Source organism: Paenibacillus sp. 32352, assembly GCF_002042965.1.
GTDB classification, from domain to species: Bacteria; Bacillota; Bacilli; order Paenibacillales; family NBRC-103111; genus Paenibacillus_S; species Paenibacillus_S vulneris.
Genome location: NZ_MZNT01000022.1, coordinates 76954 through 89615 on the forward strand (window position 1 = coordinate 76954; position 12662 = coordinate 89615).

The following is a 12662-nucleotide window of genomic DNA, read 5'->3' on the forward strand; positions in this document are numbered from 1 at the left end:
ATGAAAAGGATCAGTGCGGGCAGTAGAAAATCAAAGATTCGCCCTATACGCGTGCTGGCTGTAATGACATTGGCTGCAGTTGTGGCGGCAATGGCCGCCGGCTGTTCGGCTCCCGGGGGACCTAAGGGAATGGCGGAAGCGCAGCTTAAGGTCAGAGCGGTGAAGACCGAGGCGATCACGAAGCAGCGGATAGCCAGCCCGACCGAGCAGGTTGCGGATATTTCCGCCGCAACGGCTATTGATATCGTGAGCAAAGCCAGCGGCGAAGTGATCGAGGTGCTGAAAAAACGCGGCGATTACGTGGAGAAGGGCGATGTGCTGTTCCGAATCGACAGCAGGGATGCGGAATCCGTCAAGCGGAAAAACGAGCTCGCGGTAAGGAGCTCCCAGGAATCTCTGCAAAAGGCCAAGGACGATCAGGTCAATAATCGGAAGGATTTGGCGGATGCGGTGCAGAAGGCGGAGGTCGCTCTGAAAAATGCCGAGCAGGATTATAACAAGATGCGTAATGATTACGATTCCGGCAATGCGACGGACCATCAGCTGGAGCAGGCGCAGCAGCAGGTAGATAATGCGCGAATGGCCCTGGATTCAGCCAAGAATAAGCTTGCCGCCAACGATAATAACAATACGATTGCTTCTGTTGAAACGCAGGCCGAAACCAATCAGCTGGCTCTGGAGGATTCGATCCGCTCGCTGGACAATTACAATGTCAAGGCTCCGGTCAGCGGCATTTTGACGGATTTCACGCCGGAAACGGGCCAAACCGTCAATTCGGCCTCCAAGCTGGGACAGGTGCTCCAAATCGATCCGGTTAAGATTAAGACCGAGTTGAGCGAGACGAATATGCAGCTTGTCAAAAATAAACAAGAGCTTGTGTTCTACAGTCCGAACGACCCTGATCATAAAGGGAAGGCCAAGATCAGTTACTTGGCTCCGGTGATGAGCGCCCAGACAAAAACGTACACGCTGGAGCTTGAGGTACCGAATCCGGACCATCGCATCACCCCGGGAACGCGCGTCATGGTTCAATTGACGACAGAGGATGAAGAGAAGGTCGTTGTTGTGCCGACGCTGAGCATCATCCGCGAAGAGGGCGGAACCTATGTGTTCGTCCTTCAAGGAGATACGTACCAGAAGCGCCAAATAAAGCTCGGCAGAATCAACGGCTCGTATCAGGAAGTGCTGGAAGGCGTGAAGGAAGGCGAAAAGCTCGTCACGACCGGACAGCATCAGCTTAAGGACGGGCAAAAAGTCGAAGCTGCAACCCAGGCAACGCCTGCCCCTTCAGGAGCGGCTCCTCAAGAGCAGCAGAAGGCGAAATAATCAGAAAGCGAGGGTCATGACATATGAGCAAACGATGGAAAAAGACGCTGGCGTCTGTCGTGCTGGGAACAGCACTCCTCATGCAGGGAGGCATCCAGCTTCCTGCGGCTTCTGCCGCATCTGCCGAGGAGGCGGTAAGCAACCATTTGACGGAGGCGATCCAGGCTGCTGTAAAAAGCGTCTCCGTAGAGTCTACGCCGGACGGCAGCCGTATTGCCGTTACCGTGCGGCTGTATAACGGAGCCTCCGCGAAGCAGCGCATACCGGATTACGAGCTTCGGGTACAGACGCAGGATGGCGTCGAATACACGCTGGATGCCAGCTCGGATAACAAGAAGGCGCTCAAGCCTATGGAGATTGGCGAGCTGGTCTACATGAGCACGGTGGACAGCAAGGCTTCAATGAAGCTTGCCGGACTGTCCTTTGTGAAGGTCGATCCTTATGCTTATCCTAAGGCGGAGACCGTCTTACTGAGTCTTCCGCTTGGCTCGGAAGTATGGTACCCGTCAACCGGGAGCGCGCTTCCCGGCAAGGAACTAGCGTGGGGAACAGCCTTCTCTATCCCTGGAATCAACTCCGACCTGACCTATACGCCGGTCGGTTATGAGAGACAGAATACGGAGAAAGGGCCCGTAGCGGTCGTTACGCTTTTGGCTGAGAATCCAGCCGGAGGGCGGGAAACGATTCCAGATTTTCGAATCGATGCGCGTGCAGAGAAGACGTACACCGGCGTAAGGACGGAAAAGGATGCGGTCGGGCTGGAGCCCGGGGCGAAGCAATATATTCATTTTGCGATTCCGCTCGAAAGCAATGTGAATCCGGCCCGGCTGCTCGTGATGACAACCGACCTGTTCCTGCCTGCAAGCTCTCAGGCAAGCGGCTCTCAAGCTTCCGGAACAAGCGGGAAAGCGGGAGTCGCTATCGACATCGGCAGAGTGGCCGTCTCGCTGCCTTACGGGAATCAAGCCGGTTCCGCTGTGTCATCGGCTTATGCTATGGGGACGCCGATCGCGGTAGATCCTCTCTCCAAAATTCTGGATCATACGCAGGTGTCGCTGATGGAGCTTCATATGACCCAGAATCCGGGAGAAGGCTACAAAACGGCGGTCGGTAAGTTTATCCTTACCAGCACAAGCGATAAGCCGATACCGACACCCGCCTTTGATGCGGAGCTTGTGGGCAGCGGCGGTGCAGCCTATTCCGGTGTTCGCCAGACGGAGGTATCCGCTTCAATGAATCCGGGGCTGAGCTATGTCGTAAGCTATGCGTTTAACGTGCCGCAATCCGAAGCGGGAGAGGGGCTTGTCTTGAGGCTGCTCGACAGCCAGACGGCGGCTCCGTACAAAGTCGCTGTCGCTTCCGTACAAACGGCGCTGCAGAAGGAAACGGATTCCGATACGATGCAGCTGTATCCTTTTGACATCAGGCTGGTTAATTCCACGGTAGGCACGAACTACCTGGCTACCAACAGCTCATACTCCTATAAAATGAAGCTGGAGCTGGAGATCAAGCAGGCGGAAAATGTGGTGGTCGATTCCAATTTCTCCAAGCTGCATTTTGAGGTCGTCGACAAGCTGGGCCGTGTGCTGGGAACGGCGGATGGAAGCTTTACCGGAGCGCAGAGGCTGGTCAGCGGCATTCAAAATATTGTAACGAATAATATTCAGAGCGAGCAGTTCGAATTCCCGATATCGGTCAATGTGTATGAGTTATTCGAAACGCCGGGCGGCCAGGCCAAGCGGTTTTTGAAGACGTTGAACTAAACGGTACATTAGAGGTAGTCCCGATCGCCGGGGCTGCCTCTTTTCATTAGGGCAATGTATCCCGTGGGATATTGTACTGGGAGAGCAATGAAACCGTTGGGATCCCAAAATTATCCTGATACAATTTGACTCAACCCTAGCCGTAGTGTATGATAAGAATACGCTTAATTTCCGGTTTATTCATCGGAAAGCGGGGGAACCACTTTTTGGGGCGAATCATGATTTGCATGTAGGGAACCATCTTTCCCGAGCCCGGCAGCTAACCTCGTCAGCAGTGGATGGGTCAAATTGAATTTTTATGCATGCTGTATTGCATTCATTGACCCGTGGTTTCGGGTCTTTTTATTTTGGCTGAATGGACCCGAATAGAGCGATAGTCGGCGTTGTACCGGACTGTATGCAAGCAGTCTAAAGTACAAGGGCCCTGTTGCTGCTCGGGTCTTTTTGTTGTTATCGAAACCAATAATTATAAAATTTTACTCATTATGGTAAAAACAATTTTCATATTAAGAGCGAGGGAGGGATGCTGCCAGACATTCAGTTAGTACAGGGTAAAGAGTAAGGAGGAAGCCAAGCCCGCAGGAAAGCAGGTTCACTGCAGCCTAAACAATCTGTCAATTCAAGGAGGATCCCCCATGCCGCAACCGAAATATATTACCGATATTAACAAAATCACGGAAATCCCGGAGCAGGATAGAAAGAAACTGCAGCAAATAACGGATAAGTTCGTGTTTCGCGTGAACGATTATTACCTGAAGCTGATAGACTGGAGCGACCCGAGCGATCCTATCAAAAAGCTGGTCATTCCGAATGAAGGGGAATTGTCCGAATACGGCCGCTGGGATGCATCCGACGAGGATACGAATTATGTGGTCCCCGGGTGCCAGCATAAGTATAAGACGACGGCGCTGCTCATCGTATCGGAGGTGTGCGGTGCCTATTGCCGGTACTGCTTCCGCAAACGGTTGTTTCGTAACGATGTCAAGGAAGCGCTGTCCGACGTCAATCCGGGCCTGGACTATATCGCCGCCCACCCCGAAATCAACAATGTGCTGCTAACGGGCGGCGACAGCTTGATTCTTGCTACGCCTAAGCTTGCCTCTATCCTGGAACGGCTAAGAGCCATCGAGCATGTGCAAATTATACGGCTGGGCTCCAAAATCCCCGTGTTTAATCCGATGCGAATTTATGAGGATGAGGCGTTGCTGGATACCATTCGCCAATATTCCACAGCCGACAAGCGCATTTATGTTATGGCTCATATTAACCATCCTCGCGAGATCACACCTGAAGCCAAGCGGGGCTTCGAGGCGCTGCATCAGGCGGGCGCTATCGTCGTCAATCAAACGCCGATTCTTAAAGGAATCAATGATAACCCGGCCGTCTTGGCCGAGCTGCTTGACAAGCTCTCGTGGGCAGGCGTGACTCCTTATTATTTCTTTATTAATCGTCCCGTTGCCGGGAATCGCGATTTTGTCCTCTCGCTGCAGGAAGTGTACCGGATTGTCGAGCAGGCTAAAGCAAGAACCTCCGGCTTGGGAAAAAGAATCCGGTTATCCATGAGCCACACGTCCGGAAAAATCGAGATTTTGGCGATAGAGAACGGCAAGGCTTATTTAAAATATCATCAGTCCCGCGAGGATCAATACGGCAAATTCATGATAATGGACTGCCCCAAGGATGCAGCCTGGTTCGATGATTTGCCCGGAAACGAGCAGTATTGGAAGCGGCCCAAGAAAAAATCAGAGGCTATTGTCTCTGTAAATGAGCTTCCCGACATGCCGCGGGGGAGAAGCTTGAGCAGTTGATTTATAGGGGGAAACGTAGAAGGAAGGCATCCTGCCATGGATGCCTTTTTTTGTTTCACGTAATTAAAAATTATGTAGTAATGAAATCGCCTCCCAACTTCACCACTAATGGAAGTTGGGAGGTACCGTTTTATAAGCTTTGCGATGTGGGGCGGACAATCAACTCGTTAATCGTCACGTTAGTCGGCTGCTGGATTGCAAACAATATCGTTTTGGCAATGTCGTTAGGGTCAAGTTGGTTCCATTCCTGACTTCCCAATTTCTCGAGCGCGGGATAAATCGAGTTATCCGTAATGGTATCATACAGCTCGGTTTCTACTGCCCCAGGGGAAATGAGGGTCGTCCGAATATTTTGTTTGGCCTCCAGTTCGGTTCGCATGCCTTCCGTTAACACCCGAACGGCATGCTTGGTAGCACTATAAATAGAGCTCGACGGGAAGAGGATGTGCCCTGCAATGGAGGAGAAATTAATAATATGTCCCTCATTGCGTTCTTCCATATGTTTGTACACTGCTGCCATCCCATAGAGGACACCTTTAATGTTCACATCAATCATTCGTTCCCATTCATCGACCTTTAAATTCCTGAAGAACGAGAGCGGCATGATCCCGGCATTATTAATCAAGATGTCGATTTGTCCATAGGTTTGAATGGTTTCATCCGCCAATGCTTCAACGTCGGCACGCGAAGTGACGTCAGTCACCTTGTAGCTGGCTTCGCCTCCAGCATTGCGGATTTCTTCCTGCAGCTGCTGCAATCGCTCTTCCCGGCGAGCGGCAAGCATGACTTTAATGTCGTGTTGAGCGAGAAGCTTGGCCGTAGCCGCCCCCATTCCGCTGCTTGCGCCTGTGATGATTGCTACTTTTGTATTCATGTTACTTCCCCTTTGTTCATTTATTAGCCATTCGTCGCTGGCTTGATTCTAGGTTATCAATTAGAGTTTACTATAAGTCAAGCCCTGGCTAATAAATCATTTGTGCAGGCAAAAAAACCTATAATTCCGTGGTTATTCACACAAAGTGGAGTGATATGGAAAAGAATAAGACAAAAGTATTTATAGTTTACTCTAATCGATATACCCAAAAAAGCGCGCCCACCAACCAGTGAACGCGCTCCACTTAGAGAGAAATATTGCAAAACGATCGATCTAGGGCAGCATCTTGGTTAATCCTTTTTCCTGCAGATCGTATAACGCCAGCTTGTAATTGATTTGCTCCAAATATTTAATTGTTTCCGAGAGGTCCTTTTCCACTTTTTCCTTATGCTTAAGCATCATTTGTTTACGTATCTTAAGCGTGCTCTCGCCTTCTTGGTACAAATCCACATATCGCTTGATTTCGGCAAGCGGCATGCCCGTCGCCCGCAGAGCCAAAATAAAGTTTAACCATTCCATACTCTCTTCGTCATACGATCGATTGCCACTCGAATCTCGCTTGACGTGCGGCAGGATACCTTCCCGTTCATAATAACGAAGAGTATAGGGGGAAATTCCGGTTTCCTTCGAAATTTCTTTAATCGTGGACATTTCTTTCTCCTCCTGTTATTAAAGTAAACTCTAATTTTTTCCGTCGTTCATATCCATATTAGTGGCTTGAATAATTGATTATTAAGGGATAACCCTAATGTAATAGCGGGGTTCAATAGCCTCTTGATCTAGAGTTTACTGTAAAGATTAAGACGAATTCAAGACATTGTTTACTGAGAGGAAAGATATTGATTATGCCCGATCAATTTGAAAATGGCCTTTTGTTCTGGACAAAGGACAAGAACTTGAGCCTTTAAATTGGAAGAGGCCTCCAGGAGCGATTTTCTATTCATATTCTCTGACAGGACCGCTCAATTTCGGATCTAAACTAGACTTTCTGTGATCGTGAACAAGGAATGGCCACTCAGATATAGGGTATGCCGACTACACATTAGCCCGGATGCTTCTTTCCAAATGAACATAGCTGCGGTATAATATGGAACATACGTTCTTGTTCGATTGAGCATAGATGATGGGAGGAGGATTATCTCTTGTTTCTGAGAAGTGTTGAAATCATGAAAGGGAAGTTCCCGAATGAAGCGGCCTATCCATTTTGTATCCCAGCCTTGCGTGGAGCGAAGTCGATTGCTTTCCAGGGCAACGTCACCTTCTTTGTCGGGGAGAACGGCTCCGGCAAATCCACGATGCTGGAGGCTATCGCTTACCAATGCGGGTTTAATACCGCAGGAGGAGGGAGGAATAATGTTTATGAGGTCGATGCGTCTGACTCCTCCCTGGGCAATTATATCCGGTTATCCTGGATGCCTAAGATAACGAACGGTTTTTTCTTGCGGGCGGAGACGTTCTACCAGTTCGCAAGCCATATTGACCAGATGCCGGAAAGCTTGAAGTATTATGGCGGCCGCTCGCTGCACGCGCAGTCCCATGGAGAGGCATTCCTGTCACTATTCCGGCACCGCTTCGGCAAACGGGCTATCTATCTGCTGGATGAGCCTGAGGCCGCGTTGTCGCCCGCCCGGCAGTTGGCGCTCCTGCGGATCATGAAGGATTTGGAGAAGGAGGCGCAATTCATCGTAGCGACACACTCTCCGATTTTACTGGGCTACCCGGATGCTCAAATATTGAATTTTGATCATACTCCGGTAGCGCCGATCCGCTATGAAGAGACGCTGCATTATATCGTCACCCGACGATTTTTGGAGAACAGAAAGGCGGTGCTGGGCGAGCTGTTTAGCGAGTAGTGTGCTGTGCTCATTATGAACAAGGAAGGGGCTCTATTCCTTCCCAATAGCAGGCAGCTATCATTCAATGGCGGAAAAAGGGGACCTACAGGTTGGAAATTTAATGTTAACATAATCTTACGTTCAGGTTCTTTTAATAATTGTGCTTTACTATAAAAATCGACCCCCCTTAACATAGATCGCTGCCCACAGCATATGGCTGTGGGCAGCGCTGGTTTTATAAGCTAACCGTTCGGACACCGCGGTTAGCTTATTTGTTATGCATAAAAAAGGTTGAAAATAGTTCAACCTTTTGAGAGCGGCTTCCCTCCCCTATAATAACAGTATCTCACGAACGAAACATAGACAGGAGGTAAGCGCATTCATGAGAATCATCTATTTGGATATCGATTCGCTTAGACCGGATCATATGGGCTGTTACGGCTATCATCGGAATACGACCCCTAATATCGATAAAATCGCGTCGGAAGGGGTAAGGTTTAACAGCTGCTACTGTGCCTCTTCTCCTTGCGTTCCTTCACGGGCCAGCTTCATATCCGGACGCTTCGGGATCCATCATGGGGCTTTAACCCATTGGGGACCGGGAGGGGAGTTCCAATATCCCGAAGGGGACGGGCACAGCAGGGAAATTCCGTTCTTTACCCGGTATTTGCGTGAAGCAGGAATGAAAACGGTTACGTTCTCCTCCTTCGGAGACCGTCACCATGCCTGGTGGTATTTTGCCGGCTGGAACGAAGTGCATACCCATTCGCTTAAGGAAGGCAATGAGAATGCCGATGAAGTCAATGCGTCCGTCATTCCATGGCTGAAGCAGTTCGGGAAGGAAGACAACTACTTCCTGCACATTCAGTACTGGGATCCGCATACGTTCTATACCTATCCCATCGAATATATGGAACAGTGGAAGGATGCCCCGGTTAAAGATTTTCCTGATGAAGCCACGATAGCTTCCCAGCAGCAGCACAGCTTCCCGCGGTCGGCTCCGTTCCTGCACTGGGGGGACAAATACCCGGCAACCATGCCCGGCCAAATCGCGAACCGCAGCGATTTCAAGCATGCCGTAGACGGCTATGACGGCGGGATCAGCTATATGGATAAGCATGTCGGGCAGCTATTGGATACGCTGCGCGAATTAGGCATCGAAGATGAGGTATGCTTCATTATAAGTGCCGATCACGGCGAATCGATGGGTGAGCAGGGGATTTACATCGAACATGCAAGCGCTACCGAAGCGGTGCACCATCTGCCGCTGATCATCAAGGCTCCCGGCATGACGAACCCTGGCAAGGCGATTGACGGGTTTGTCTACAATGTGGATGTCATCGCAACAATTGCCGATATGGTCGGTCTGAAGGTGCCTTCCGGCTGGGACGGCAAGTCCTTTCTCCCTGCACTCCAGGGAGAGCATTGGCAGGGCCGAGACTACCTGGTGATGGATCATGCGCTGTATGTTTGTCAAAGAGCCGTGCGCGATGATCGCTGGTACTTTATCCGCACCTACCATCCTGGCCTGTATCTTCATTTTGAGGAAGTCACCTTGTACGACATGGTGAATGACCCTAACCAAACTAAGAATGTAGCGGAGCAGTATCCCGAGATCGTTAAGGAGATGGATCATCGCTTGTCCCAGTGGCAGCACGAGCAGGCCCGCAAGCCGGGCTATAAGGCCGATCCGCTTCAAAAAGTCATCGAGACCGGCCCATGGAAATACTTGACCGTCGACGATTGGGTACGAAGACTGGACCAGAAGGGCTGGCGCGAGGCGGCTAATGAGCTGCGCACCACTTACTGCAGGGAAGCCATTCAGCCGGCTTACGACGGCTAGGACTTTTAAATAACACAGCAGAGCTTTCCGTTGAAAGCTTTAAGCTTTTGATTAATGAAACTGGGCTTCGAAGAAAGCTTCAGGTTGTTGAAAAACCTTGTTTTGTGTGAACATTGCTACATATGTAGGTGGGGTATGCCTTGAAGGAGTTCACGTCCGCCTTTGAAACCCGTGAAAATACCGCTAAATCTAATCACTATTCACGGGTTTCAACAGCTGGGGGCTTTGCGAAGCAAAGCCAGCTTCGGAAGCCTGGCCGGAGGGGCATATCCCACCGGAGTATATTGGCAATAGTTCTAGCCCCATAGGTTTTTCAACAGACTTGAGTTGTCGAAGAAAGCTAGATCTTTCCCAAAGCTCTTAGGAGGTCACATCATGAAAAAATTACCGCACTGGATGCTTACCGTCATCTCCATCGTAGTGGGGATAGCCGTATGGTATCTGCTGTCGGCGATACCGGCCATAGGCGCCATCATTACCAATCCGACCGTAGTCATCGAGACCTTCGTGTCCGAAGCGGCCAGCGGAAGAATGTGGACGAACGTGGGAGCCAGCCTGTTCCGGGTGCTTGGCGGCTTCTCGCTCGGTCTTATCGTAGCGATTCCCGTAGCCTTCCTGATGGGCTGGTACGGTGTCGTTCGCTCGGTCGTGGAGCCATGGATCCAATTTTTCCGTACCATTCCTCCCATTGCCTTGATTCCATTGGTTATCGTGGCCCAGGGCGTCGGCGAGTCCGCCAAAGTCACCGTTATTTTCGTATCGACCTTTCTGGTTATGGTCATTTCGATTTTTCAGGGCGTGCGCAACGTCGATCCGACCTTAATTCGGGCCTCCCGGGTATTGGGAGCGAGAGATAAGGACATTTTCTTTGAGGTCATCGTGCCAGCCTCGTTTCCTTATATATTGGTCGGTGTCCGGCTCGGTCTCGCCGCCGCCTGGACAACGCTGGTAGCTGCCGAGTTAACGGGAGCGAACAAGGGGCTGGGCAACATGATTATGGAGGCGAGCTTGTACTTCCGCATGGAAGTCGTAATTTTAGGCATCATTGTCATTGGCATTATCGGCTTGGCGATGGATAAATTGGTGCTCTTTTTAGAGAGGAGGCTAACCGGATGGCAGGAAGTACGCAACACCTAGAAAAGCAAAGCAATGGAGCAGCGTCGGTGCCGCCCAAAATCGAAATAAGCCAGCTGTCGAAAGTATATAAAGGGAGAACGGGGGATGTTACGGCGCTGCAAAACACCGATTTAACCATTGGTCAAAATGAATTCGTTTGTGTAGTAGGCCCGAGCGGCTGCGGCAAAACGACCCTGCTCAATATTATCGCCGGCCTGGAGGATGCTACATCCGGCTCGGTTAAGGTAGACGGCGTGGAAGTCAAGGGACCGGGCAAGGAACGCGGCGTCGTGTTCCAGCAGTATGCGTTATTCCCTTGGAAGACGGTTCTGAAAAATGTCGAGTTCGGCTTGAAGCTTCGCGGCCTTAACAAGCAGGAACGGAGAGAAACGGCTGAAAAATATTTGGAAATCGTCGGCTTGAAGGATTTTGCCCACGCTTATCCGAAGGAGCTGTCCGGCGGAATGAAGCAGCGGGTCGCTATTGCCCGGGCATACGCGGTGCAGCCGGAAGTACTGCTGATGGATGAACCGTTCGGCGCTCTGGACGCGCAGACGAGAGCACAGCTGCAGGAGGAGCTGCTCAAAACATGGCAGACGGAGAAAAAGACCTGCTTCTTCATCACTCACGACGTCGAGGAAGCCGTCATTCTCGCTCAGAAGGTCATTATTATGAGCGCGCGTCCGGGCCGAATCAAGGAAATTATCGATGTGGACATTCCTTATCCGAGAGATCAAGCGACAAAGCTCGATGAACGTTTTGTTCAGATCAAGAACGAGATTTGGTCCAAGGTGTATCGCGAATATCTGGAAGTGGCAAAATAACCTTATAAAGGAGAGATTCCAATGCTTTTGAAACGGAAATCCATTCCTGTTCTGTCTGCTATTCTCGGTTTGACGCTACTGCTCGGCGCTTGCTCTTCGGGCGGCGGCGGAGGCGGTACGTCCCCGGCTCAGGCCCCTGAGCCTAATAAGCCAACCGGGAAGACGCCTACCATCAACGTGGCTTATATGCCGGATATGAACGGTGCTACGCCTATCGTGATCGGGGAGGAGAAGGGCTTCTTCAAGGAAGCGGGCATTAACGTTAATGCAGTCAAATTTTTGAGCGGACCTCCGGAATTTCAGGCCATGGCTTCAGGCGATATTGATATCGCCTACATCGGACCCGGTGCCACCTTCCTTGCAGCGCAGGGCAAAGGGCATATCATCGATATCGTGAGCCTCGGCAAGAGCGATATGGTATTCGCGACCAAAAAGTCCGGCATCAAGGAATGGAAGGACTTGAAGGGCAAAACGATCGGTGTCCCCAAAGGTACATCCGGCGAAATGGTGCTGAATTTGGGACTGGAAAGAGGCGGTCTTAAGCCTAGCGACGTCAATATCGTCAACATGGATGTAGCGGGAGCCGTATCTGCCTATGTTGCAGGCAAAGTGGATGCCGTTGCCATCTGGTCTCCCTACACGCTGGAAATCGAGAAGCAGGTAGGCAAGGAAAATATGGTGAAGCTCGGGGATAACAGCGACTTCTTCCCGGATTATATTTTCCCGGCAAGCTGGGTTGTGAATCCGAAGTTTTTGCAGGAGAAGCCCGAAATGGTCGAGAGCTTTCTGAAAGCGATTGCCAAAACCACCGATTACAAGCTCAAAAATAAAGACGAAGCGGTAAAAATGACGGCGGCTTATACGCAAGTGCCGGAGGAATCTTTGAGAATGCAGCTCGATGCATTGGAGTGGCTCGATAACAAACGTGTTGCGGATGCATTCAAGGACGGGACCGCAAAAAAATGGTATGAAAACCTGGAGAAGCTGTTCGTGCAGAACGGCAATTTGAAGGAAGTTACACCAGCCGACAAGTTCCTGATGGCGAATCCGTTTCTTAAAGCCGTAGGACAGTAGGATTGAACGTAAAATAACCCCACAAAGCGGGACCTTGGCTTCGAGCAGATTCAGGTGCTTTGCGTAGGGCACGAAATTCCATCATGTCAAAAAAAGGAGGGGAAAGTTCCCCTCCTTCTTGCTATGTACGCCCAGCATGGGCGTCATCTCTACGGTGAAAGTCCGGAATGGGGGCTGGCAAGCGCCTACCATTAGCCAA

10 protein-coding genes and 1 riboswitch are annotated in these 12662 nt (G+C 50.7%); of the genes, 8 read left to right on the top strand and 2 right to left on the bottom strand.

Annotated elements, in window-relative coordinates; all coding sequences use genetic code 11:
* The 3 genes from B1728_RS34115 (at position 1) to B1728_RS34125 (ending at position 4897) form a co-directional block, all read left to right on the top strand.
* A complete protein-coding gene (locus B1728_RS34115) occupies positions 1-1326 on the top strand; it encodes an efflux RND transporter periplasmic adaptor subunit (protein WP_079914880.1) in 1326 nt (441 codons plus the stop codon).
* Positions 1327-1349: 23 nt separating this feature from the next.
* Positions 1350-3089 carry a hypothetical protein gene (locus tag B1728_RS34120; RefSeq protein WP_079914881.1) on the top strand — a complete coding sequence of 580 codons (1740 nt, stop codon included), beginning with the start codon at positions 1350-1352 and terminating at the stop codon, positions 3087-3089.
* A gap of 151 nt (positions 3090-3240) precedes the next feature.
* Positions 3241-3378: riboswitch (cyclic di-AMP (ydaO/yuaA leader) on the top strand.
* Between the two features lie 346 nt (positions 3379-3724).
* Positions 3725-4897: a KamA family radical SAM protein gene (locus tag B1728_RS34125; RefSeq protein ID WP_079914882.1), complete on the top strand. Its 1173-nt coding sequence runs from the start codon at positions 3725-3727 to the stop codon at positions 4895-4897.
* A 130-nt stretch (positions 4898-5027) separates the two neighbouring features.
* On the opposite strand, the gene B1728_RS34130 is transcribed toward B1728_RS34125, so the two are convergent.
* Together B1728_RS34130 and B1728_RS34135 are read right to left on the bottom strand one after the other, a co-directional pair.
* Positions 5028-5771, bottom strand: a complete 744-nt coding sequence (locus B1728_RS34130; RefSeq protein ID WP_079914883.1) for an SDR family oxidoreductase — start codon at positions 5769-5771, stop codon at positions 5028-5030.
* 273 nt (positions 5772-6044) lie between these two features.
* A complete protein-coding gene (locus B1728_RS34135; protein ID WP_079914884.1) occupies positions 6045-6422 on the bottom strand; it encodes a MerR family transcriptional regulator in 378 nt (125 codons plus the stop codon).
* Positions 6423-6913: 491 nt separating this feature from the next.
* Here B1728_RS34135 and B1728_RS34140 point away from each other — a divergent pair, with 491 nt between their 5' ends.
* The 5 genes from B1728_RS34140 to B1728_RS34160 all read left to right on the top strand — a co-directional run bounded on the left by B1728_RS34140 (position 6914) and on the right by B1728_RS34160 (position 12463).
* A complete protein-coding gene (locus tag B1728_RS34140) occupies positions 6914-7624 on the top strand; it encodes an AAA family ATPase (protein WP_079914885.1) in 711 nt (236 codons plus the stop codon).
* Between the two features lie 364 nt (positions 7625-7988).
* On the top strand, positions 7989-9449 hold the full coding sequence (locus tag B1728_RS34145; RefSeq protein WP_079914886.1) for a sulfatase family protein: 1461 nt from the start codon (positions 7989-7991) through the stop codon (positions 9447-9449).
* Positions 9450-9824: 375 nt separating this feature from the next.
* The gene (locus B1728_RS34150; protein WP_079914887.1) at positions 9825-10586 is read left to right on the top strand and encodes an ABC transporter permease; all 762 of its coding nucleotides are present in this window, start codon (positions 9825-9827) and stop codon (positions 10584-10586) included.
* Entirely contained in the window at positions 10562-11389 is an 828-nt protein-coding gene (locus B1728_RS34155) for an ABC transporter ATP-binding protein (protein ID WP_079914888.1), read from the top strand. Before B1728_RS34150 ends, B1728_RS34155 begins: the two co-directional genes overlap by 25 nt.
* A gap of 21 nt (positions 11390-11410) precedes the next feature.
* Positions 11411-12463, top strand: a complete 1053-nt coding sequence (locus B1728_RS34160; protein WP_079914889.1) for an ABC transporter substrate-binding protein — start codon at positions 11411-11413, stop codon at positions 12461-12463.
* Positions 12464-12662: the final 199 nt, after the last annotated feature.